Genomic DNA, 22,510 nt, shown 5'->3' on the forward strand with positions numbered 1-22,510 from the left:
ATGCCTGCATGGCCCGCGCGGACGCGGGCGTGCCGGATCAGGGCCGCAGGATGACCCGGATGCCGTGGCCGGGGCCTTCCATGTCGGTCTTCACCGCGTTCAGCTGGTCGATGGCCGAGTCGATGATCGCGAGCCCAAGCCGGTCCGACGGCAGCACCTCGCCCAGGCCCGGGCCGTCGTCGCGGCAGATCAGCTCGATCTCGTTGCCCGGCCGGTTCTTCAGGCTGACGGTAACGGTGCCCGCCTCCTCGTTGAACGCGTGCTTGACCGAGTTTGTGACGAACTCGTTCACGATGACGGCCACCGCCCCCGCCTTGCGCGAGTCGAGCGTGATCTCGTCCACGTCGACGCTCAGGGTGATGCGGTCCGGCAGCCCGTCGCGCATGAGGTCGAAGATCGAGCTCATGAACGGCTGCATCAGCGCCTCGCGGTCGCTGCCCGAGCGGTACATCTGCTGGTTCAGCGCGGCGACCGTGTTGATCCGGCGGCTGACATTCTCCAACGCCTCGCGCGCCTCGTCCGATGTGACGGCGCGGGCCTGGATCCGGGTCATGGCCGCCACCGATTGAAGCGAGTTCTTGACCCGGTGATCGACCTCGCGGCGCATCATTTCGGACCGGCGCAACGCACGGCGCAGGTTCAGCTGGGCCATCACCTGCCGCGCCAGCATCTCGAGCAACTCGGTCTGGAAGCCGGTCAGCGACGACGGCGCAAGCCCCAGGACGGCGAGCGCGCCCAGGCGCTGGCCGGTATCGGTGACCAGCGGCGCGCCCGCGTAGAACTGGATGCCCTGATCCCCGAGGCACAGCGGGTTTTCGCGGGTGCGGGGGTCGGTGCGCGTGTCCTCGATCACGGACACGCTGTCCAGGTGGATGATGTGGCGGCAGATCGATTGCTCGATCGGGGTCTCGGCAAGCTCGAGCCCGTGGCGCGCCAGGAACCACTGACGCTCGGATTCGACCACCGAGACGATGGCGATGGGCTGGCCGGTCAGGGTCGCGGCCATGCGGGCGATGTCATCGAACGGCTTGCGGTCATCGACACCGTCGATCGCGAAACTGCGCAGAGCGGCCAGGCGATGGCGGTTCGCGACCGTTTCAGAATCGACGGCGATGTCGTTCATGTCCAGCATTCACCCTTTAAACCTAACCGCTTGGCACCAAGCCGCTTCCCAACCCGAATATGCCATTGCGCTTAGCCCCTTGCGCAAGGGGTGACAAGATGATGGGCGGAATGCTGCGCGAAGTGGCTGTCAGCCGATCATCGGGGCCAGTCTTCCCTGGGTTTCGACGTAATGACGCTTGAGCCGTTCCAACCCGATGCGCAGCACGATCTTGCCGGACCGCGCGGCCCAGCCCATGCGCCGCTCGATAGGCTCCATGCCCTCCAGCAGGCAGCAGGCGCGCAGGACGACATCGCCAAGACCCGGGCCAAGGTCCTGCATCACGGCGTGCAGGCGGGCGCGTGCGGCTTTTGGTCCCGGCCCCCGCAGGTCGTCCGCTGACAGGGTCGGCGCCGACGGCTCGGCCATGAAGGCATCGAACGTGTCGCCATCCGTGTCGGCCTCCAGGCCCGCCAGTTCGAAATCCTCGCGCAGACGCTCGCCCACGCGCACCAGGTCGGGCGTCAGGAAGACCCGGCCGTTCTTGTCGCGGCGGCGGGACAGCATCATCAGCGGGCTTTCCGGCGCGCCGTAGCGGGCGCCGGTGCCGCGCGTGTCCTCGCCATCCCGTTCCGCGTCGTCGGCGCGCAGGCCCGCCTCGACCTGGTCCAGCATGTCCTTCAGCGCCACGCGGCCCGCCGGACGGATGCGATACCGCGTGATCCGGCCGGTCTCCTCGGCCGCGATCCAGCCCGCGAGCGCCAGCGCCTCGGCCACGGGGGTGTCGACCACCGCGGTGCGGATGGTCTGCCCGTCGTCGGTCTCGCGCACGACCACCGCCTTCTCCATGCCTTCGGCAACGGCCAGGCAGGCGCCGGGTTCGGCCATTCGGCGCAGCACCCGCCGGGCGGCGTTGTAGATCTCGGGCGGCTGGACCGGGGCGGTCGGCTTGGGCGAGGTCGTGATCGTCTTGTCGTGCTTCATGGTAACGTCTCTTGCCGGCTTGCCGGGGTGGCTGCCCCGGGAACGCTGGACGGACAGTCGCCGCAGCGCGTGGTCGATAAGGGGATCGTCACGCAATTCCTCGCACCGCCGGACCTGCCGCAGGACCGTCGACGCATGGCAGTCGGCGTCGCGCGCCAAGGCCCTGATCGATTTGCCGTCCACAACGTGCTGCAAGTAAACGCGCGCCGCAGTCGGAACCCAGCCCCCGAAGGAACCGTGCGCCTCTTTCGTCATGTCTTTCCCCTGGTTCAGCACAACCATCCCGCCCGGCATCGACCCGTGATTTTCAAAGGTTATGTCGGCGCCACTCCGCAACCGTTAGTTGAAACGATTAGCAGAGTGTTAACGGGCTGGTCGATTGCCTCAATTTCACCTTGGTTTGTTAACCTTGGGTTAGGCTTCCGCGCGGGTGTTGTGGTGCGGGCGCAACAGCCCCGGGGGCTGGCGATACTAGTCGGTATCCAGAAATCCCGGAGATCCGCCATGACCGACCAGACTCACCTGCCCCAGATTCGCCGCCCCCGCTTGTTGCTGAGCGCCGCGCGGTTCGGGCTGCAAGGATACGACCGCGCCGCCGCCCTGCCCCGAATTCTTGGGCAGGCCGCGCCGCTGGACGAAACGAACTACTTGCCGGAGCTGTTGCAGCTTGAGGCGGAGATGGAGGTCGCACGGAAGGATCGCGCGGCCGATTACAGCGCCGGTCGGCACGTCGAGGTTCTGATCGCGTTGCTGGCCGAGCCCGCGGCGACCGTCCCGGCCGCCGCATCGCTCAGCTGAAGGCGTCGGCCATCTCGGACTTGCGGCGCGCGACGAAGGCTTCCAGCCGCGCTGCGATCTCGGGATCCAGCGCCGGCTGCTGGTAGTCGGCCAGCCGCTTGGCCACCAGCGCCGTCGCGAAGGACCGCGTGTCGCGCTCGCCCTCGTCGGCCCAGGTCTCGTAGGGCTTGTGGTCGAAGATCTCGGTCCGCCAGAACGCGGTCTTGAAGTTCGCCTGGGTGTGCGCGCAGCCAAGGAAGTGCCCGCCCGGGCCCACCTCGCGCAGGGCGTCCATGGCCTGCCCGTTCTCACTGATATCGACACCCTGGGCGATGCCATGCAGCACGCCCAGCTGGTCGGCATCGATGACGAATTTCTCGAAGCTGGTGACCAACCCGCCCTCGAGCCAGCCACAGGCATGCAGCATGAAGTTCACGCCAGCCATCAGTCCGGCGTTCAGCGAGTTTGCGGATTCGTAGCCCGCCTGCGCGTCCGGCAGCTTGCTGTCGTTGAAAGATCCGGCGCTGCGATAGGGCAGGCCTAGTCGCCGCATGAGCTGACCCGCGCCATAGGTAATGAGCGCGGCCTCGGGTGTGCCAAAGGTGGGGGCACCCGAATTCATGTCGATCGAGGTGACGAAGCAGCCCCCGATCATGGGCGCGCCGGGCCGGATCAGCTGCGAATAGGCGACGCCCACCATGACCTCGGCCAGCACCTGCGTCAGCGTGCCCGCGACGGTCACGGGCGCCATGGCCCCGCCGACGATGAAGGGCGACAGGATGCAGGCCTGCCCCGCGGCGGCATAGACCTCGAGCGCGCCCATCATGGTGGCATCGAAGGTCAGGGGCGAGTTCACGTTGATCAGCGATGTCAGCACGCAGTTGTCGCGCACGAAGTCCTCGCCGAACAGGATGCGGCACATTTCGACCGAATCCTCGGCGCGGCCCGGCTCGGTCACCGACCCCATGAACGGTTTGTCCGACAGGGTCATGTGCGCGAGCAGCATGTCCAGGTGGCGCTTGTTCACCGGCACGTCCGTGGGTTCGCACACCGTGCCGCCGGAATGGTGCAGCCACTTGGACATGTAGCCCAGCTTCACCAGCTTGCGGAAATCGTCGATGGTGGCATAGCGGCGGCCGCTGTCCCCGTCGCGCACGAAGGGCGGGCCGTAGACCGGCGCCAGCACCAGGTTGCGCCCGCCGATCTCGACGTTGCGCTCGGGGTTGCGGGCGTGCTGGATGAAGGTCTCGGGCGCGGTTTCGCACAGCTTGCGCACCATGCCTTTCGGAAAGCGCACACGCTCGCCCTCGACCATCGCGCCGGCCGCGCGCCAGCGATCCAGCGCGGCGGGATTCTCGACGAAATTGACGCCGATCTCTTCCAGCAGCGTCTCGGCGTTGGCCTCGATGATGTCCAGCGCCTCGGGCGTCAGAACCTCGTAATTGGGCACGTTGCGGGTGATGAACTTCGCGGTCTCGAAGCTGATCGCGCTGCGCTCGGCCCGGCGGGCGGCGCCGCCCCCTGCCCCGCGGCTGCGTCTGCGGGTGGCTGTATCGCTCATGGGGCTGACTCCTTTTCGGCGTTCTGCGCCCTGATTAGTGCACGCCGTGCCTCCGTCATCGCCGGTTTGCGTCCTTTCGCGTTTGGAAACGACATCGCGCGGGGCGGCGCGCTTGCGCGGGGTGCCGGGCTGGATTACGAGCCGTCACATGAGTGACACGCCCATCGCCCCCGCCCACCAGGCCGACCACCAGAAACTGCTGATCGTCGATTTCGGCAGCCAGGTGACGCAGCTGATCGCCCGCCGCCTGCGCGAGCTGAACGTCTATTGCGAGATCCACCCGTTCCAGGCGGTCACCGACGCGTTCCTGGACGAATTCGCACCCCTGGCCGTGATCCTGTCGGGCGGCCCGGCATCGGTCCGCGACGAAGGGGCGCCGCGCCCCCCTGCCAAGGTGTTCGAGCTGGGCGTGCCGGTCCTGGGCATCTGTTACGGCCAGCAGGTCATGATGCAAATGCTGGGCGGCCACGTGGAGCGCGGCCACGGCACCGCCGAGTTCGGCCGCGCCTACGTCACCAAGGCGGACGAGCAGACCAAGCTGCTGGACGGCTGGTTCGCCGAGGGACGCGAGCAGGTCTGGATGAGCCACGGCGACCACGTGGCCCGGCTCGCCCCCGGGTTCGAGGTCTGCGGCACCTCGCCCGGCGCACCCTTCGCCGTGACCGCCGATACCGATCGCAACTTCTACGCGGTGCAGTTTCACCCCGAGGTGCATCACACCCCGAACGGCAAGAGGCTCTACCAGAACTTCGTGCGGATCGCGGGCTTCACCGGCGACTGGACCATGGAAGCCTATCGCGACCAGGCCATCGCCGCGATTCGCGAACAGGTGGGCGACGCCCACGTGATTTGCGGGCTTTCGGGCGGCGTGGATTCTTCCGTGGCCGCCGTGCTGATCCACGAGGCCATCGGCGACCAGCTGACCTGCGTCTTCGTGGACCACGGACTGCTGCGCAAGGGCGAGGCCGAGGAAGTGGTCACCATGTTCCGCGACCATTACAACATGGCGCTGATCCATGCCGACGAGCGTGACCTGTTCCTGGGCCAGCTCGATGGCGTCTCGGACCCCGAACAGAAGCGCAAGACCATCGGCAAGCTGTTCATCGACGTGTTCCAGAAGCACGCCGACACGATCCCCAACGCCAAGTTCCTGGCCCAGGGCACGCTGTATCCGGACGTGATCGAAAGCGTCAGCTTCGCCGGCGGGCCGTCGGTCACGATCAAGAGCCACCACAACGTGGGCGGCCTGCCCGAGAAGATGGGGCTCAAGCTGGTCGAACCGCTGCGCGAGCTGTTCAAGGACGAGGTGCGCGCGCTGGGCGCCGAGCTGGGCCTTCCCAAGCACTTCATCGGCCGCCACCCGTTCCCCGGCCCCGGCCTTGCAATCCGCTGCCCCGGCGAGATCACGCGCGAGAAACTCGAGATCCTGCGCGAGGCCGACGCCGTCTATATCGACCAGATCCGCAAGCACGGCCTCTACGACGAGATCTGGCAGGCCTTCGTGGCGATCCTGCCGGTGCGGACCGTGGGCGTGATGGGCGACGGGCGCACCTACGATTTCGCCTGCGCCCTGCGTGCCGTGACCTCGGTCGACGGGATGACGGCGGACTACTACCCGTTCAGCCACGATTTCCTGGGCGAGACCGCGACGCGCATCATCAACGAGGTGCCGGGCATCAACCGGGTGACCTACGACATCACCTCGAAACCGCCGGGCACCATCGAGTGGGAATAGTCGCCGCGCGGACCGGGGCCGCCTGAGCCAAGACAGCGTGCGGGTCTCTCGTCCACAGCCTTGGTCTGCGTGGCTGTCGTCAGTCTGCCTTGTATTTGTGCGCGCGATAGGTGCATCTGCCGCCATGAGCGTCCCATTCCAGGTGCAGCCATGACCCTGTCCGCGACCGACACGCCGGCGCCGCAAACGATGCGGGCGGCCTTGTGGATGACGGGCGCCATCGTGTCCTTCACCTCGATGGCGGTTGCGGGACGCGCGGTGTCCATCGAGCTCGATACCTTCGAGCTGATGATGTACCGCTCGTTCATCGGCATCGTGCTGGTGGTGGCGGTGGCACGCCTGGCCGGGACGCTGAACCAGGTGCGCGCCCGCCGGATGGGCCTGCACGTGGTGCGCAACGTCTTTCACTTCTCGGGCCAGAACCTGTGGTTCTACGCGATCACCGTGATCCCGCTGGCGCAGGTCTTCGCGCTGGAGTTCACGTCGCCCATATGGGTGGCGCTGGCCGCGCCGCTGCTGCTGGGCGAGCGGCTCACGCGGATGCGGATGCTGGCGGCGCTGATCGGGTTCGTCGGCGTGCTGGTGGTGGCACGGCCCAATGTCGACGGGATCGGGGTGGGCCAGATCGCGGCGGCGGGCGCGGCGATCGGGTTCGCGGGCTCGGCGGTCTTCACCAAGGTGCTGACCCGGACCGAGACGATCACATGCATCCTGTTCTGGCTGACGGTGATCCAGGCCGTCTTCGGCCTGGTCTGCGCGGGCTGGGACGGAGACCTGGCCCTGCCCTCGCCTGCCACCGCGCCCTGGCTGGTGCTGATCGGCTGCGCCGGCCTTGCGGCGCATTTCTGCCTGACCAGCGCGCTGTCCATCGCGCCGGCGACCCTGGTGATTCCCTTCGACTTCCTGCGGCTGCCGGTGATCGCCACCATCGGGATGATGTTCTACGGCGAGCCGTTCGACGGCTACGTCCTGCTGGGCGCCGCGCTGATCTTCGGCGCCAACTACGTGAATATCTGGGTCGAGAACCGCGCGCGCCGCACCGCACCTGTTGCATAGTTGCAAATCTTCAAGGGTCCGCGATTTCTGACGTGGGGTCACAGTATCGCCGCGCAGGCCGAGGCGACATAAAACCGGACAACCGCACGTATATCGCGTCTGGGAGGAGACCCTTATGAAGAAGCTGTTCGGCACTGTCGCCGTGCTCGCACTCGCGCCCGCCATGGCCGGCGCGCTGGGACTGGACCGGTCGGGCCAGCCCGTGACCCTTTTGTTCGAAGATGGCAACTACGCCGAGCTGAGCTTCGGTCGGGTGTTCCCGTCGGTGGACGGCAACGGCAACCCGCTTCTCGGCGGTGGCACCTTCGATGATGTCGGCGACGATTACAGCCAGCTGGGCGCCGGGGTGAAACTCCAGCTCTCCGAGCAGCTGTCCTTCGCCCTGACGGCTGGACAGCCCTACGGCGTGGATATCGCCTATCCCGGATCCAACCTGACGGCACTGGGCGGCACCGCGGCGACGTTGGATAGTTCAGAGCTGATGGCGCTGGCCCGCTACGAATTCTCCGAGAACATCTCGGTCCATGGCGGCCTGCGCTACGTGCGCCTCGGTGACGGTAACGTGACCCTGTCTGGTAACGCCTACGGTGCTCCGGCCGCCGCGAACCCGCTGGCTGTTGCACCGGCCCCCGCCCTAAATGGCTACAACGTCCAGTTCGGCCAGGACAGCGATATCGGTCTTGCCATCGGTGCGGCCTACGAGCGCCCCGAGATCGCTCTGCGCATTGCGATGACCTATTTCACCAAGACCGACCACGATCTGCCGACCGTCGAGAACGTAACCGCGCTTGGACTCAATCCGACCGGCGCGCCCAGCGCGCCGACGCAAGTCCAGACGCCCGAGGCCATCAATCTCGATTTCCAGACCGGCCTGAACCAACAGACGCTCTTGTTTGGTCAGATCCGCTATGCCTGGTACGACGACGTAAAGGTTACGCCAGCCGCCTTCGGTGTGCGGTCCAACAACAGTTCGCTCACGTCGATTGACGACGCCTACTCGGTGTCGGTCGGGATCGGTCGTCAGCTGACCGACCGTCTGTCCGGCTCGGTGACGCTCGGCTACGAACGCCAGAGCGGTGATTTCGGCTCGCCCCTTGCACCGACGGACGGCCAGAAGTCGATCGGTCTGGGGCTGAGCTATGACGTGAACGAGCAGTTCACCATCGCCGGCGGCGTCCGCTACGTCGATATCGGGGACGCGACGCCGTCGACCGGTGTCTGCGACGTTGCGGGTGGCGGGTCCGGTTGCGCAAGCTTCTCGGACAACTCGGCCGTCGCCTTCGGCTTCCGGGTCGGCTACAGCTTCTGATCCGATCCCTGTCGGACCAACGGAAAGGCCCCGCGGCGCGCGCCCGGGGCCTTTTTCGTGCGCGGCGGGCCTAGGCAGCACGGCCCCCACCGGATATGAGGCCGCCATGATCTACGAGACCGGACAGGAATGGCGCGACGCGCCGCAAAAACGGGTGCTGTTCTTCGGCATGTCGGGGCTGGGCAAGACCTACCTGTCGACCATGCTGCGCGACGCGGGCGGGTGGTTCCACTACTCGGTCGATTACCGCATCGGCACCCGATACATGGGCGAATACATCGCCGACAATTTCAAGCGCGAGGCGATGAAGGTCCCGCTGCTGCGCGAGCTGCTGCTCAGCGACTCGATCTACGTGGCGTCGAACATCACCTTCGACAACCTCGCGCCCCTGTCGACCTATCTCGGCAAGCCGGGCAACCCGGACCTGGGCGGCCTGCCCTTCACCGAATACTCGGCCCGGCAGGCCCAGCACCGCGAAGCCGAGATCCTGGCCATGGCCGACACCGTGCGCTTCATCCAGCGCGCGCAGGATATCTATGGCTACGGCAATTTCGTCTGCGACACCTCGGGGTCGATCTGCGAGGTGGTGGATCCCGACGATCCCGAGGATCCGACGCTGAAACTGCTCGAGGACAATCTTCTGCTGGTCTGGCTGAAGGGGAGCGAGGATCACACGGCCGAACTGGTCCGCCGCTTCGACCGGGCGCCCAAGCCCATGTACTACCAGCCCGAATTCCTGGCGCAGGCCTGGAGCGATTACCGCGCGCTCAGCGGCGATCCGCCCGACCGCGTGAACCCGGACGATTTCGTGCGCTGGACCTATGCCCGCGCGCTCGCCCATCGCCAGCCGCGCTACGCCGCCATGGCCGAGCGTGGAATCACCATCGACGCGGACGACGTGGCCCAAATGCGCGACCCGGCCGCCTTCGATGACCTGGTCGCCTGTCACATCGACGCACGCGCCACGGCTTGAGGATGGCGCACCGCCACCCTAGCTAATGCGTCCCGACCTACGCCGCGCGAAAGACCGCCATGCCGATCCGACTGCCCTCTGACCTGCCCGCCTACAACGTCCTTCGATCCGAGGGCGTCGCGGTCATGGGCGAGGCCGAGGCGGCGCGCCAGGACATCCGGCCCCTGAAGATCGGGCTGCTGAACCTGATGCCCAAGAAGATCCAGACGGAGAACCAGTTCGCCCGCCTGATCGGCGCAGGACCCATCCAGATCGACCTCCGACTGATCCGGATGACCGAGCACCAGACCCGCAACACCGCCGCGGACCACATGGAGACCTTCTACCGCCCCTTCCAGGAGGTGCGCGACGAGAAGTTCGACGGCGTCATCATCACGGGCGCCCCGATCGAGCACCTGGAGTTCGGCGATGTCACCTACTGGGACGAGCTGCGCCAGGTCTTCGACTGGACCCAGACCCACGTGCACGCCACCTTCGGCGTCTGCTGGGGCGGCATGGCGATGATCAACCATTTCCACGGCGTGCCGAAGCATCTGCTGGGCGCCAAGCTGTTCGGCTGTTTCCGGCACCGCAACCTCGACACGACCACGCCTCTGCTACGCGGGTTCTCGGACGACTGCGTGATCCCGGTCAGCCGCTGGACCGAGATGCGGCAGGAGGATATCGACCGCGCGCCCGGGCTGCGGACGTTGCTGACCAGTGACGTGGCCGGCCCCGCCCTGGTCGAGGATCCCGGCCACCGCGCGACCTATATCTTCAATCATTTCGAATACGACGACGACACGCTGAAGCAGGAATACGATCGCGACGTGGCCGCCGGCACGCCGATCAACATACCCGACAACTACTATCCCGACGACGATCCGACGAAGACGCCGCTGAACCGCTGGCGGTCCCATGCCCATCTTCTATATGGCAACTGGATCAACGAAATTTACCAAAGCGTTCCCTATGACCCTTCCGAAATTGGTCGGTAAGCTCGCCGTCGCGGGCCTGCTGCTGGCAGGCTGCACCGCGCTGGTGGACCGACGCATCGACAGCCGCGTCGACCGGGCCGAGGCGGCATTCCCGCCGCTGGGCGATTTCGTCGAGGTCGATGGCCGCCGCGTCCACTACCTTCAGATGGGACAGGGCCCGGACCTGGTGTTGATCCACGGCGCGTCCGGCAACCTGCGCGATTTCACCTTCGCCTTCGCGGACCGCATGGCCGACCGGTTCCGCGTCACCGTCTTCGACCGCCCGGGCCTGGGCTACACACAGGTCGACCCCGCGCTCGTCGGTCCCTGGGGCGACCGGGGCGAGACGCCGCAAAGCCAGGCCGCGCTTCTGGCCGGTGCGGCGCGGGCGATCGGCGTCGAAAGGCCGGTGGTGGCGGGCCACTCCTACGGCGGCGCGGTGACCATGGCCTGGGCGCTGAACCATGCACCGGCCGCGGCGGTGGTGATTTCGGGCGCGACGCAGCCCTGGCCCGGCGGGCTGGGGCCGCTTTACACCGTGAACGGATCGAAACTGGGCGGGAGCACGGTGGTCCCGCTGATCTCGGCCTTCGCAACGGACGGGCTCGTGCGCGATGCGGTGGCGTCGATCTTCGCCCCCCAGGACCCGCCCGAGGGCTATCTTGACTACGTGGGCGCGCCGCTCACCCTGCGGCCCGCGTCGTTTCGCGCCAATGCGCGACAGGTGAACACCCTCCGGCCTCAGGTGGTCGAGATGCAGCCGCGCTATGGCCAGCTGGACCTGCCGCTGGAGATCGTGCACGGCACCGCCGATGACGTGGTGCCCATCGACATCCACTCCGAACGGCTGGTCGCGCAGGTGCCCGGCGCGCGGCTCACCCGGCTCGAGGGCGTGGGCCACATGCCCCACCACGTGGCGGCCGAGGCGGTGGCCGATGCCATCGACCGCGCCGCCCGCCGCGCCGGGGTGCTGTGAAAGTCCCGGCCCCGAAGGTAAGACACCTTTAGAAACATGGCATGGCCGCGGCGCAACGATCTTGCGGATGGCGGTACATGGGCGCGACCCGCCGTTTGCCAATCCCGCCCGCCGCGCCTAGGGTCGGTCGGCTGACCCAGATGACACGCCGAGTGCCGCCCATGACCCTGCCCTTCGACGGTGCGATCAGCCGTTTTCACGAGACCGAGGCGCCCGAGCCCCTGCGCGGAGCCCTGCACGACCTGCGCAAGGGTGACGTGATCGACCCCGGCTATCCCTACGACCGCCGCATGGACAAGGACGACTACGAGGATCAGCTCGAGGCGCTCCAGCATCAGCTCGCCCGGCTCCAGGCCGACGTGAAGGAAGCCGGCAAACGCGTGGTCGTGGTGTTCGAAGGCCGGGACGCCGCCGGCAAGGGCGGGTCCATCAAGCGGTTCCGCGAGAACCTGAACCCCCGCGTGGCCCGGGTCGTCGCCCTGCCGAAACCCACCGAAACCGAGGCCGGCGAGTGGTATTTTCAGCGCTACGTCCGGCACCTGCCCACGGCGGGCGAGATCGTGCTCTTCGACCGGTCGTGGTACAACCGCGCCGTGGTCGAGAAGGTCTTCGGTTTCTGCACCGACGAACAGCGCGCGCGGTTCTTCGACCAGGTGGGCCCGTTCGAACGGATGCTGGTCGGCGACGGCATCACGCTGGTGAAGATCTGGCTGAACGTGGGCCGGGCCGAGCAGTTGCGCCGCTTCCTGGCCCGCGAAGGCGATCCGCTGAAGCAATGGAAGCTCAGCTGGATCGACGTCGAGGGGCTGAAGCGCTGGGATGCCTACACGTCCGCCATCGGCGAGACCTTCGCCCGCACCCACAGCGACCACGCCCCCTGGACCGTGATCCGCGCCGACGACAAGCGCCGCGCCCGGCTTGCCGCGATCCGGTCGGTCCTGTCGCGGGTGGACTTCGCGGGCAAGGACCCGTCGGTCTCGTCGTCGCCGGACCCGTCGATCTGTGGCGGCCCCGGGATCTGGCCCCATGGCGACAATGGCTAAGCGCGGATACCACCACGGCAATCTCGCCCAGGCCCTGGTGGACGCGGCGCTCGACCTGATCCGCGACAAGGGACCGACCGGCTTCACCCTGTCCGAGGCGGCGAAGAACGCCGGCGTCACCCCCGCCGCCGTCTATCGCCATTTCGAAGGCCGCGACGAGCTGATCGCCGAATGCGCGCGACAGGGCTACGAGATCTTCGGCGACCTGATGGAACACGCCTACGAATCCGGCCAACCCTCGGCGCTGTCGTCGTTCGAGGCCACGGGCCGCGCTTACCTGGCCTTCGCCCGGAAGTATCCCGGGCATTACGTCGCCATGTTCGAATCCGGCGTGGCGGTGGCGCGCAACCCGGATCTGCACCGCGCAGCCGCGCGCGCGCGCGGCGTGCTGGAACGCGCGGCCGAGGCCCTGTCGAAGCGTATCCCCGAGGGCAAGCGCCCGCCGCCGCAGATGTTCAGCGCCCATGTCTGGGCCATGTCCCACGGGGTGGTCGAGCTCTTCGCGCGCAATTCGCCCGGGACGCAGGTGCCCTTCCCGCCCGAGGATCTGCTGGAGTCGGGAATCGGCATCTACCTGCGCGGGCTCGGCCTGCTGGCCCCGGACGAGTGAGGGTACGGGACTGATTTCTCAGGGCAGAGCATGAGACAGGATCGGATGGTGCGGGCGGTGGGACTCGAACCCACACGGGGCTACGCCCCAACAGATTTTAAGTCTGGTATGTCTACCATTCCATCACGCCCGCGCCGCGGGCGACATGCGCCGCGGCGGCGGTGGTACCCGTGGCCGGACTCGAACCGGCACGCTGTCACCAGCGGGGGATTTTGAATCCCCTGCGTCTACCATTCCGCCACACGGGCATCGGGTCACCGCCGCAGATCGGGGTGTAGACCGGGCGCGCGCGTGAGAAAAGGCCCGAGTGGCAGGAAGGACGACGCCGATGGAGAAAATACCACGCCTGGGGGCGATCGCGGTGGTCCTGCGCGGCGAGTCGGTCCTGCTGGTCCGCCGCGGCAACCCGCCCGACGCAGGCCTTTGGGGCTATCCCGGCGGCCATGTGGAATGGGGCGAGACCGCGCTGGAGGCCGCCGCCCGCGAGCTGCTGGAGGAGACGGGTGTCACGGCCACCCCGCGCGGCTACCTGACGAACCTCGACATCCATCGCGGATCGGAAGGCGTGGTTCTGCACCACTACCTTCTGGCTGCGGTGCTGTGCGACTACGTGGACGGCACACCCCACGCCGCCGACGACGCGCTCGAGGCGGGCTGGGTTCACCGCGACCGGCTGCCGGACCTGCCCTCCAGCCCGCGGGTTCTCGCCCTCTACGAGCTTGCCGTGCGGGCCACCCCCACGCGGCTCGGGTCCGGATAGGCGGCCCGAGGGTTCGATCCTGCGGGGTCAGAGCCGGTCGGCGCTGAACGTGTCGCAGGCGGTGATGTCGCCGGTCTCGTATCCCGTGGCGAACCAGGACTGGCGCTGCCCGGACGTGCCGTGGGTGAAGGTCTCGGGGCGCGGCACCCGTCCGGCCCCGCGTTGCAGGGTATCGTCGCCGATCCGGGCGGCCGCGTTCATGGCCTCGGCGATGTCGCCGGGCTCGATCGAGCCGAACCGGTCTTGCGCGGCGGCGGCCCAAACGCCCGACAGGCAGTCGGCCTGCAATTCCAGCCGCACGCTGATCTGGTTTGCCCGCTCGGTCGAGGATTGCGACCGGATCCGGTTGGCCTGGCCGAGAATGCCGAGCTCGTTCTGGACATGGTGGGCGACCTCGTGCGCGACCACGTAGGCGGCGGCGAAATCGCCCGACGCGCCCAGTTGTCGCGACAGGGTCGTGAAGAAGGCGGTGTCCAGGTACGCCTTGCGGTCGACTGGGCAATAGAACGGCCCCGTCGCGCCCGAGGCCCCGCCGCAGGGGCTTTGCGTGACGCCCGTGAACAGCACCAGCGTGACGGGGCGATAGGCCTCGCCCACCTGGCGGGCGAAGATATCGGACCAGACCTCTTCGGTGTCGGCCAGGGTGACGGAAACGAATTCACCCGCCTGGCGGTCGGCCTCGGTGATCGGGCCGCCGCTGCTTCGATCCGGCGCCACCGCACCGTCCTGCAGAAGCGGCGTCAGGTCCACGCCGAAGAACCATCCGATGACGACCACCAGCAGGCCCAGCCCACCGACGCCCCCGAGCGCCGCGCCCCCGCCGACCCGGCGTCCGCGGCGATCCTCGATGTTTCGGCTGCCCCGTCTTCCACGCCATTTCATCGCCGCGCCCTCCTGCCGCCCGCTGTCACGCCATCGTGGTCCAGACCCCGCGAAACGCCAAGCCGGTTGTGCTTGACCCCACCCCCGCCAAGTGCTGCATGGGGCGCATGATCCGACGCCTCTATGACTGGACCCTGTCGCTGGCCGCGCATCCTCACGCGTTGTGGGCCCTGGCCCTGGTGTCGTTCATCGAGTCGTCGGTGTTTCCCATCCCGCCCGACATCCTGATGATCCCGATGATCATCGCGGCCCCGCGCCGGGCGTTCCTGATCGCGGGCGTCTGCACGCTGGCCTCGGTGGCCGGCGCATTGCTGGGCTACTGGATCGGCTCCGCCGCGTTCGAGCAGATCGGCCGCCCGGTGCTGGAGTTCTACGGCAAGGACGACCGCTTCGACGAATTCGCCGGCGCCTACAACGCCTGGGGCGCCTGGGCGGTACTGGTGGCCGGCATCACGCCGTTCCCGTTCAAGGTCATCACGATCCTGTCGGGCGCGACCGGCCTGTCCATACCCATCTTCATCGTCTCGTCCCTGATCGCGCGGGCGACACGGTTCTTCATCGTCGCGGCGCTGCTATGGAAATTCGGCCCGCCCATCCGCGATTTCATCGAACGGCGGCTGGGCCTCGTGTTTTCGGTCTTCATGATCCTGCTGTTGGGCGGCTTCTTCGCACTGAGGTATCTGTGACCGCACGTACATTGATGATCCTGGCCGGGCTTGGTTCGGCCGCGCTTCTGGGCGGCGCCTATATGTTCCAGGCGCTGGGTTACGCGCCGTGCCAGATGTGTCTCTGGCAGCGCTGGCCGCACATGGTGGCGATCGCGTTGGGCGTTCTGGCGCTGTTCTTCGCCCGGCTTCCGGTCGCCATCGCAGGCGCGCTGGCCGCCCTCACCACCGCCGTCATCGGCGTCTACCACACCGGGGTCGAGCGCGACTGGTGGGAAGGCCCTTCCTCGTGCTCGGGCGGCGGCGACATCACCGGGCTGACGGGGGCGGATTTGCTGTCGACGGACGTGCTCGACAAGGTCGTGATGTGCGACGAGGTCAGCTGGGCGCTTTTCGGTCTGTCGATGCCTTCGTGGAACGCGCTGTTCTCGTTCCTGCTCGCCGCGATCTGGATCCTCGCCGCCCGCCAGTGCCTGAAGGAGTCCCGCCCATGACCGATATCACGCTGCTGGGGGTGCCGCTCGATTGCGGGAAGGACCGCAAGGGGTGTCTCATGGGCCCCGATGCCTACCGCGTGGCCGGCATGGCCGGGGCGCTGGCCGAGTTGGGTCATACCGTCACCGACGCCGGCAACCTCGCGCCCGGCCCCCTGCCCGACGTCAGCGGCCCCGCGCATCTGGTGGATCTGGCCGAGAACGTCGCCTGGACCGGCACCCTGATCGAGGCCGGGCGCGCGGTCGACGGGATGCCGATCTTCCTTGGCGGCGACCACGCGCTGGCCATGGGCAGCGTCGCCGGCATGGCGGCGCGGGCGCAGGATCGCAAGCGGCCGCTCTTCGTGCTGTGGCTGGACGCGCATAGCGATTTCCACACGCCGCACTCCACCCAGTCGGGCAACCTGCACGGCTGCCCCGTAGCCTATTTCACCGGCCAGCCCGGCTTCGACGCCTTTCCGGCGCCGCCCGCGCCCGTGCCGCCCGACCGGGTCTGCATGATCGGTCTGCGCTCGGTCGACGGGCCGGAGAAGACCGCCGTCACCGCCGCCCGCGTCACCACCCACGACATGCGCGAGATCGACGAGACCGGCATCGCCATGCCGCTGCGGTCGTTCCTGGCCCACGTGGCGCAGGCGGGCGGTGACCTTCATGTCTCGCTCGACGTAGATTTCCTGGACCCCTCCATCGCTCCGGCGGTGGGCACGACCGTTCCCGGGGGCACCACCTTCCGCGAGGCGCACCTGGTCATGGAGATGCTCAGTGAATCGGGCCTCGTGACCTCGTTGGACCTGGTCGAGCTGAACCCGGCGCTGGACGAACGCGGGCGCACCGCGTCGCTGATGGTGGACCTGACCGCGTCGCTCATGGGCCGCCGGATCTTCGACCGGCCCACCCAAAGCTTCGGGGCCTGAGGCCATGGCGCTCACCCCCTCACCGCTGGCCTATGTGCCCTTCGTGTCGGTGGAAAACATGATGAAGCTGGTTCACCGCGTCGGGGTCGAGACATTTCTCAAGGAGCTCGCCGACCGGATCGAGGACGATTTCCGCCGCTGGCCGCTTTTCGACAAGACGCCGCGCGTGGCGGCCCATTCGGCCGACGGCGTGATCGAACTGATGCCGACCTCGGATGGCGAGACCTACGGCTTCAAATACGTGAACGGCCACCCCAAGAACATGAAGGACGGGCTGCAGACCGTGACCGCCTTCGGCCTGCTGGCCTCGGTCGAGACGGGCTACCCGGTGCTGCTGTCGGAGATGACGGTGCTGACGGCTCTGCGCACGGCCGCCATGTCCGCGATGGCGGCCCGGCACCTCGCCCACGAGAACGCGCGGGTCATGGCGATGATCGGAAACGGTGCGCAGGCCGAGTTCCAGGCGCTGGGGATGAAGGCCGTCTGCGGCATCGATACGGTGCGGCTGTGGGATATCGACCGCAGGGCCACGGACAAGGTGGTGCGCAATCTCGAGGGATCGGGCCTGAAGGTCGTGGCCTGCGACAGCGCCGAAGAGGCGATGGAAGGCGCGCAGATCGTCACCACCTGCACGGCCGACAAGCAGTTCGCCACCATTCTGACCGATAACATGGTGGGCGCGGGCGTGCACCTGAACGCGGTGGGCGGCGACTGCCCCGGCAAGACCGAGCTGCACCGCGATATCCTGGCGCGCAGCACGATCTTCGTCGAATACCCCGAGCAGACCCGGATCGAGGGCGAGATCCAGCAAATGGACCCCGACCACCCCGTGACCGAGCTCTGGCAGGTCATCACCGGCGATGCGCCCGGCCGGACCGGGCCGGACCAGCTGACCCTGTTCGATTCGGTGGGCTTCGCGGTCGAGGATTTCAGCGCACTGACCTACGTGCGCGACAAGCTCGAAGGGACGGACCTGTTCGACAAGCTCGACCTGCTGGCCGATCCCGACGATCCCCGCGACCTTTTCGGCATGCTACAGCGCGCGGCGCCCTAGGCGCGCGGCGGGATCGAATAGGTCAGGGACGCCCGCGCCACGGGCCTGTCGTCGCCTTCCGAGTAGATCAGCACGTCGCCGACAACGAGCACGCGTCCGAGCTTCAGGATCCGTGTCTTCGAGATCAGGTCCCGCCCCGATGCGGGCTTGCGCAGGAAATCGATCGAGCAATTCGTGGTCACGGCCAGCGCCACCGGCCCCAGCCGCGCGAGGATCGCGAGGTAGATCCCTACATCGGCCAGCGCGAACATGGTCGGCCCAGACACTGTGCCGCCCGGGCGCAGGTGACGCTCGCCCACCGCAAGCCGCACGGTGGTCAGTTCCTCGGTGACCTCCTCGATGACGAAGTCGTCCGAGACCTGCGGAAACTCGCGCCGCAGGAATTCCGTCAGCGCGTCCACGTCCATCACGATCGGCATACTTGTTCCTCCACCCCTCATGCGCCAAGGTTTGGCGAAACCAACGAACGGGGGCAAGCATGGCACTGGTGGAACGCGAAGACCGCGCGGCGATCGCGACCCTGACGCTGAACGATCCGGGCAAGCTGAACGCGCTGTCGGACGCAATGCTGGCCGAATTGTCCGAGACGTTGTCGGCGCTGGAAGAAGACACCGAGACGCGCGTGGTGATCCTCCGCGGCGCGGGCCGTGCCTTCTGCGCCGGGCACGACCTGCGCGAAATGCAGGCCGTGCGCCAGGCCCCAGATGGCGGCGCGGCGGCTTGGGGCGATCTCTTCACCCGGTGCAGCGCCGTGATGCAGCAGATCGTGCGCCTGCCCCAGCCGGTCATCGCGCAGGTCCACGGCGTGGCCGCCGCGGCGGGATGCCAGCTGGTGGCGACCTGCGACATGGCGGTGGCCGCCGACGACTGCCGCTTCGGCGTCAATGGCGTGAATATCGGGCTCTTCTGCTCGACCCCCATGGTGGCCCTCAGCCGCGTCATGCCGCGCAAGCAGGTGTTCGAGATGCTGACCACCGGACGGCTGATCGACGCCGACCGCGCCACCGAACTGGGCCTCATCAATCGCGCGGTGCCCGCACCGGGCCTGGACGGCGCGGCGCGTGAATTGGCCGAGACGGTATCCGCGAAGCTTGGCCGTGCGGTGCGGGTGGGCAAGCGCGCGTTTTACGAGCAGTCAGAGATGACCCTGGCCGACGCCTACGCCCATACCGGCACGGTCATGGCGATGAACATGGCATTCGACGAGACCAAGGAAGGCATCGCCGCCTTCCTTGACAAGCGGGATCCGAACTGGACGCAATAGGCCGCCCGCGCGCCGTTTTGCGGACCGAGCGCCGCGAGTATTTGAAGACCAGTGATGCCTTGGCGACGCTCGCGACGTTCAGCGGTCACACCTTGTCATCACTGGTCCAGAAATACTCAATTCCGAAACGGAAACCCGGCGCATCGTGCGACGGGATGCCTTTTCCAGCATCACTGGTCCAGAAATACCTGGCCCTGCCCGATCATCGCCAGGGCGCGGCGCTCATATGTCATGAAACGAGCGGGCCTGGCGGGCGGTCCAGTTGACGTCCAGCGCGACGCCGTCCTCGGTCTGCCGCTCGTCCTCGACCACGCCTTGCTCGTAGAGCCAAGCGCGGCGCTTGCCGGCCTCGAACGGCAGCACGACCGTCTTCCGGCTGCGCTTGTCGTCGAGCGCCTCGGCGATGGCGTCGGTGAACGCCTCCATCCCCGTGCCGTTGAGGGCCGAGAGCGTCAGCACCTCGTCGCGGCGGGCCGCGATGGCCTCGGCCGCCGATCGCGCCTCGGGCGCCAGCAGGTCGGTCTTGTTCCAGACCTCCAGCTGCGGCGTGGTCTCCAGCACGCCGAGATCGGCCAGGATCGTGCGCACGTCCTCGGCCTGCTCCTCGGTCTCGGGATGGCTGATGTCGCGCACGTGCACCACGAGGTCCGCGGCCAGGACTTCTTCCAACGTGGCGCGGAAGGCCGCGACCAGCTGGGTGGGCAGGTCGCTGATGAAGCCCACCGTGTCCGACAGGATCACCCGCTTGCCCGACGGCAGATCCACCGCCCGCATGGTCGGGTCCAGCGTGGCGAACAGCATGTCCTCGGCCATCACGTCGGCGCCGGTCATGCGGTTGAACAGCGTGGATTTCCCGGCGTTGGTATAGCCCACCAGCGCGACGATGGGGAACGGCACCTTGGCGCGTGCCGCGCGGTGCAGTTCGCGCGTTTTCACGACCTTCGACAGCTGCTTGCGCAGGCGGTTCAGCTGTTCGTCGATGGCGCGGCGGTCGGCCTCGATCTGGGTCTCGCCCGGCCCGCCCACGAAGCCCAGGCCGCCACGCTGGCGCTCCAGGTGGGTCCAGGCCCGCACCAACCGCGTCCGTTGGTAGCTGAGCGCGGCCATTTCCACCTGCAACACGCCCTCGCGCGTGGCGGCGCGGTCGGAGAATATCTCGAGGATCAGGCCCGTCCGGTCCAGGAGCTTCACGCCCCACGCCTTTTCCAGGTTGCGCTGCTGCACCGGGCTGACCGGCCCGTCGATCAGCACGAGGCCGACATCCTCGGCTTCCAGCCGGGCCTTGATCTCGTCCAGCTTGCCGGTGCCGAACAGGTGGCCCGGATGCGGCCGTTGCAGGCGCACGATTTCGCCGCCCTCGACCTTCAGGTCGGGCAACGCGGCGGCCAGCGACATGGCCTCCTCTAGCGCGGGACCCGCATCACGGCGGTCGCGGTCGGAGAGGAGTTCGGGATGGATGACCCAGGCATGCATCATGGGCGCGACATGTCACCCGCCGCAGGTACTGTCAATTGTGCGCCGGGGCGCGGCAGCGCGGTCAGGTGCCGTCGTCGCCTTCGTAAAGCTGGATCGGCTGGCTGGGCATGATCGTCGAGATCGCGCCCTTGAATACCAGCTGGGATTGCCCGTCGCGGCGCAGCAGGACGCAGAAATTGTCGAACCAGGTGATCACGCCCTGAAGCTTCACGCCGTTGATCAGGAAGATCGTCACCGGCACCTTCGTCTTGCGAACGTGGTTAAGAAAGGTTTCCTGCAGGTTCTGTTTCTCGCCGGCCATGTCGGGTGTCCCTGTCGCTTTTCTTGTTGGCAGCGCCTCGCGCGGGCGCGCAAATTTCGTTGTTTATGAATGACTCACGGCGGACCTTCCACCGGAAAACGCACCGGCGTCAAGCACCTGGCCTCATTCGCGCCAGAAACCGGCATCGAAGAGCGCGATGAACGCCAGTGTCTCGAGCCGCCCCAGCACCATCGCCAGCGCCAGGATCACGCGGGTGCCGTCGGTCAGCGTGTCGTAGAATATGGGGGCCTCGCCCGCCACCTGGGCCAGAGGTCCCGTGGTGCTGAGCGCGGCGATGGTCAGGATCATCGCCGTCTCGAAGCCCGGGCCGACCAGGGTGATCGCCGCCATGATGATGGTCGCCGACATAGCGAACAGCATGAAGAAGATCCAGGCCACGAAGGCGCCTTCGCGCCGCAGCCGCCGCGCGGCCGAGCCTGACCCGCCCACCGACGACGGGTGGATCAGGCGTTCCATCTCGCGGATACCGTGGCGGTAGAGCGCGTAGATGCGCAGCAGCTTGACCCCTCCGGCGGTGGTCGCCACGCCGCCGCCGATCAGCGCCAGTCCCATGAGGATCAACCCCGGCGTGGTCAGTCCCGACCAGATCCGGGCATCGGCGAAGGCGACCGACTCGAACCCCGTCGTGGTGAGGAAACTGAGCGTCGTGAACAGACCGCCCCAAAGCACCCGCAGGCTTTGACCCAAATCCTCGGCACCCGCGTATTCGAAGGCGGCGAAGAAATGGCGCAGGAACAGGAAGGCGGGCACAAGGACGATCAACGTTGCGGCCAGACGCACCTCGGGATCGCGCCACAAGTATCCCGGCGCGCGCCGCGTGTTGTCCGAACTGAAGGTCAGGCGCGACACCGCGAAAAGCAGGAAGGCGAAGATGACCAGTTCGGACAGGACACCGCCGGTGGCGCCATCCCCACCCGCGGTGATGCCCGAGGTCGACAGGGTCGACATGGCGGCGATCGAGGCGCGGAACGGCTCCATCCCGCTCAGCACCAGCAAGATCCACAAAACGACGGTCAGCCCGGCGTAGATGGGCGTCAGCCGGGCGGTGTAGCGCGTCAGGCGATGGGTGCTGTCGCGCATCCGCGTCTCGGACAACGACTTGCGGTTGGCGCGGCTCTGCTCGGCCACGACCACTTCGAAGCCGCCCAGGTTCAGCGGCGCGAAGATCGCCAGCGCCGCCACCCAGAACAACAGCCCCCCGAGCCAGCCCACCATGGCGCGCCACAGGTGCAGCGTATCGGGCAGCCCCTCGACCCGAAGGAACAGCGACGCGCCCGTGGTGGTCAGGCACGAGACCATCTCGAACCACGCATCGCGCAGGGGGATCCCCTCGAGCGATTGGTGGAACGGCAGGGCCAGCATCAGCGGCAGCACCAGAAGCCCGCAGGTCAGCGCCAGCAGGTCCGATCGCACCGGGCGGTCGCGGTTCTGCCGGCCGACCGCGAGCCCAACCAAGAGGGTCAGAACGCCGAACAGCACGGCACCGTAGAAGAAGGCGCGCGCGACCTCGAGCTCGCGCGACTGGTAGCCATGGACCGCCGGGACCAGCATGGCCGCCGAACCGATAGCCATGAGCACCAGGAAAAACGGGCTGCGT

Annotated in this window: 23 protein-coding genes and 2 tRNA genes; 15 read left to right on the forward strand and 10 right to left on the reverse strand. The window is 67.6% G+C overall.

Annotated elements, in window-relative coordinates; genetic code table 11:
* Positions 1-37 precede the first annotated feature (37 nt).
* Both BMX96_RS03520 and BMX96_RS03525 read right to left on the reverse strand, forming a co-directional pair.
* The gene (locus BMX96_RS03520; protein ID WP_175481641.1) at positions 38-1,123 is read right to left on the reverse strand and encodes a histidine kinase dimerization/phosphoacceptor domain -containing protein; all 1,086 of its coding nucleotides are present in this window, start codon (positions 1,121-1,123) and stop codon (positions 38-40) included.
* Between the two features lie 129 nt (positions 1,124-1,252).
* Positions 1,253-2,086 carry a DUF6456 domain-containing protein gene (locus BMX96_RS03525; protein WP_236736940.1) on the reverse strand — a complete coding sequence of 278 codons (834 nt, stop codon included), beginning with the start codon at positions 2,084-2,086 and terminating at the stop codon, positions 1,253-1,255.
* A 504-nt stretch (positions 2,087-2,590) separates the two neighbouring features.
* Here BMX96_RS03525 and BMX96_RS03530 point away from each other — a divergent pair.
* Entirely contained in the window at positions 2,591-2,884 is a 294-nt protein-coding gene (locus BMX96_RS03530; RefSeq protein ID WP_091844250.1) for a DUF6477 family protein, read from the forward strand.
* On the opposite strand, the gene BMX96_RS03535 is transcribed toward BMX96_RS03530, so the two are convergent.
* Complete coding sequence (locus BMX96_RS03535) at positions 2,877-4,424, reverse strand: trimethylamine methyltransferase family protein (protein WP_091844251.1); 1,548 nt, start codon at positions 4,422-4,424, stop codon at positions 2,877-2,879. The genes BMX96_RS03530 and BMX96_RS03535 overlap by 8 nt on opposite strands.
* Before the next feature lie 148 nt (positions 4,425-4,572).
* On the opposite strand from BMX96_RS03535, the gene guaA reads away from it, so the two are divergent.
* The 8 genes from guaA (at position 4,573) to BMX96_RS03575 (ending at position 13,082) form a co-directional block, all read left to right on the forward strand.
* Positions 4,573-6,159: a glutamine-hydrolyzing GMP synthase gene (guaA, locus tag BMX96_RS03540; protein ID WP_091844252.1), complete on the forward strand. Its 1,587-nt coding sequence runs from the start codon at positions 4,573-4,575 to the stop codon at positions 6,157-6,159.
* 150 nt (positions 6,160-6,309) lie between these two features.
* The gene (locus BMX96_RS03545; RefSeq protein WP_091844253.1) at positions 6,310-7,215 is read left to right on the forward strand and encodes a DMT family transporter; all 906 of its coding nucleotides are present in this window, start codon (positions 6,310-6,312) and stop codon (positions 7,213-7,215) included.
* 115 nt (positions 7,216-7,330) lie between these two features.
* Positions 7,331-8,524, forward strand: a complete 1,194-nt coding sequence (locus tag BMX96_RS03550) for an OmpP1/FadL family transporter (RefSeq protein WP_091844254.1) — start codon at positions 7,331-7,333, stop codon at positions 8,522-8,524.
* A 106-nt stretch (positions 8,525-8,630) separates the two neighbouring features.
* On the forward strand, positions 8,631-9,497 hold the full coding sequence (locus tag BMX96_RS03555; protein WP_091844255.1) for an ATPase: 867 nt from the start codon (positions 8,631-8,633) through the stop codon (positions 9,495-9,497).
* Between the two features lie 59 nt (positions 9,498-9,556).
* Positions 9,557-10,474, forward strand: a complete 918-nt coding sequence (locus tag BMX96_RS03560) for a homoserine O-succinyltransferase (protein WP_091844256.1) — start codon at positions 9,557-9,559, stop codon at positions 10,472-10,474.
* Entirely contained in the window at positions 10,449-11,429 is a 981-nt protein-coding gene (locus BMX96_RS03565) for an alpha/beta fold hydrolase (protein ID WP_091844257.1), read from the forward strand. Before BMX96_RS03560 ends, BMX96_RS03565 begins: the two co-directional genes overlap by 26 nt.
* 161 nt (positions 11,430-11,590) lie before the next feature.
* The gene (ppk2, locus tag BMX96_RS03570) at positions 11,591-12,472 is read left to right on the forward strand and encodes a polyphosphate kinase 2 (RefSeq protein ID WP_091844258.1); all 882 of its coding nucleotides are present in this window, start codon (positions 11,591-11,593) and stop codon (positions 12,470-12,472) included.
* Positions 12,465-13,082: a TetR/AcrR family transcriptional regulator gene (locus BMX96_RS03575; protein WP_073125946.1), complete on the forward strand. Its 618-nt coding sequence runs from the start codon at positions 12,465-12,467 to the stop codon at positions 13,080-13,082. Before ppk2 ends, BMX96_RS03575 begins: the two co-directional genes overlap by 8 nt.
* Before the next feature lie 46 nt (positions 13,083-13,128).
* Here BMX96_RS03575 and BMX96_RS03580 read toward each other — a convergent pair.
* Positions 13,129-13,215: transfer RNA gene (locus BMX96_RS03580), tRNA-Leu, on the reverse strand.
* Between the two features lie 29 nt (positions 13,216-13,244).
* Positions 13,245-13,330: transfer RNA gene (locus BMX96_RS03585), tRNA-Leu, on the reverse strand.
* Positions 13,331-13,410: 80 nt separating this feature from the next.
* Here BMX96_RS03585 and BMX96_RS03590 point away from each other — a divergent pair.
* On the forward strand, positions 13,411-13,842 hold the full coding sequence (locus BMX96_RS03590) for an NUDIX hydrolase (RefSeq protein ID WP_091844259.1): 432 nt from the start codon (positions 13,411-13,413) through the stop codon (positions 13,840-13,842).
* A gap of 27 nt (positions 13,843-13,869) precedes the next feature.
* Here BMX96_RS03590 and ypfJ read toward each other — a convergent pair whose 3' ends face one another.
* Entirely contained in the window at positions 13,870-14,724 is an 855-nt protein-coding gene (ypfJ, locus tag BMX96_RS03595) for a KPN_02809 family neutral zinc metallopeptidase (RefSeq protein ID WP_091844260.1), read from the reverse strand.
* A 107-nt stretch (positions 14,725-14,831) separates the two neighbouring features.
* On the opposite strand from ypfJ, the gene BMX96_RS03600 reads away from it, so the two are divergent.
* From BMX96_RS03600 to BMX96_RS03615, 4 genes are read left to right on the forward strand one after another with little or no spacing between them, the layout of a single operon-like run.
* Positions 14,832-15,410, forward strand: coding sequence for a YqaA family protein (locus tag BMX96_RS03600; RefSeq protein ID WP_091844261.1), 579 nt, complete (start codon positions 14,832-14,834; stop codon positions 15,408-15,410).
* Positions 15,407-15,883, forward strand: coding sequence for a disulfide bond formation protein B (locus BMX96_RS03605; protein ID WP_091844262.1), 477 nt, complete (start codon positions 15,407-15,409; stop codon positions 15,881-15,883). Before BMX96_RS03600 ends, BMX96_RS03605 begins: the two co-directional genes overlap by 4 nt.
* On the forward strand, positions 15,880-16,797 hold the full coding sequence (rocF, locus tag BMX96_RS03610) for an arginase (RefSeq protein ID WP_091844263.1): 918 nt from the start codon (positions 15,880-15,882) through the stop codon (positions 16,795-16,797). The genes BMX96_RS03605 and rocF overlap by 4 nt, the downstream gene beginning before the upstream one ends.
* A gap of 4 nt (positions 16,798-16,801) precedes the next feature.
* Complete coding sequence (locus tag BMX96_RS03615; protein WP_091844264.1) at positions 16,802-17,851, forward strand: ornithine cyclodeaminase; 1,050 nt, start codon at positions 16,802-16,804, stop codon at positions 17,849-17,851.
* On the opposite strand, the gene BMX96_RS03620 is transcribed toward BMX96_RS03615, so the two are convergent.
* Positions 17,848-18,270, reverse strand: a complete 423-nt coding sequence (locus BMX96_RS03620; protein WP_091844265.1) for a PaaI family thioesterase — start codon at positions 18,268-18,270, stop codon at positions 17,848-17,850. The two genes, BMX96_RS03615 and BMX96_RS03620, sit on opposite strands and share 4 nt — an antisense overlap.
* 59 nt (positions 18,271-18,329) lie before the next feature.
* Between BMX96_RS03620 and BMX96_RS03625 the strand changes: the two genes are divergently transcribed.
* Entirely contained in the window at positions 18,330-19,115 is a 786-nt protein-coding gene (locus BMX96_RS03625) for an enoyl-CoA hydratase (RefSeq protein ID WP_091844266.1), read from the forward strand.
* A gap of 222 nt (positions 19,116-19,337) precedes the next feature.
* Here the strand turns inward: BMX96_RS03625 and hflX are convergent, their stop codons facing one another.
* The 3 genes from hflX to BMX96_RS03640 form a co-directional block, all read right to left on the reverse strand.
* Positions 19,338-20,591 carry a GTPase HflX gene (gene hflX, locus BMX96_RS03630; RefSeq protein WP_091844267.1) on the reverse strand — a complete coding sequence of 418 codons (1,254 nt, stop codon included), beginning with the start codon at positions 20,589-20,591 and terminating at the stop codon, positions 19,338-19,340.
* A 61-nt stretch (positions 20,592-20,652) separates the two neighbouring features.
* Positions 20,653-20,892 (reverse strand): RNA chaperone Hfq, encoded by a 240-nt coding sequence (hfq, locus tag BMX96_RS03635; protein WP_073125984.1) that lies wholly within the window; start codon positions 20,890-20,892, stop codon positions 20,653-20,655.
* Positions 20,893-21,015: 123 nt separating this feature from the next.
* Entirely contained in the window at positions 21,016-22,485 is a 1,470-nt protein-coding gene (locus BMX96_RS03640) for a potassium transporter TrkG (protein ID WP_236736941.1), read from the reverse strand.
* Positions 22,486-22,510: the final 25 nt, after the last annotated feature.

The organism is Palleronia pelagia (assembly GCF_900110115.1).
GTDB lineage: Bacteria > Pseudomonadota > Alphaproteobacteria > Rhodobacterales > Rhodobacteraceae > Palleronia > Palleronia pelagia.